Raw genomic sequence first — 309 nt, 5'->3', positions numbered from 1 at the left:
AAGTTACTCCGCGAGAAATCAAAGATGTAACCAACGATTGCTGAGCCAAGTTTAGGGTTTCTTAAAAACCCAAAGATGTTTGAACTGAAGAGTTTGACCATGGCTCAGATTGAACGCTGGCGGCAGGCCTAACACATGCAAGTCGAGCGGGTGAAGGGAGCTTGCTCCTGGATTCAGCGGCGGACGGGTGAGTAATGCCTAGGAATCTGCCTGGTAGTGGGGGACAACGTTTCGAAAGGAACGCTAATACCGCATACGTCCTACGGGAGAAAGCAGGGGACCTTCGGGCCTTGCGCTATCAGATGAGCC

1 rRNA gene is annotated in these 309 nt (G+C 51.8%); it reads left to right on the top strand.

Annotated elements, in window-relative coordinates:
* Positions 1 to 81 precede the first annotated feature (81 nt).
* Positions 82 to 309: ribosomal RNA gene (locus AB2L51_RS15115) — 16S ribosomal RNA — on the top strand; the annotation flags it as partial.

The sequence above is a fragment of the Acetobacter fabarum genome (assembly GCF_040702925.2).
In the GTDB taxonomy this organism is placed as follows: domain Bacteria; phylum Pseudomonadota; class Alphaproteobacteria; order Acetobacterales; family Acetobacteraceae; genus Acetobacter; species Acetobacter fabarum_B.
Note: the sequence above shows the minus strand (reverse complement) of the source record. Positions and strands in the feature narration are given on the sequence as shown.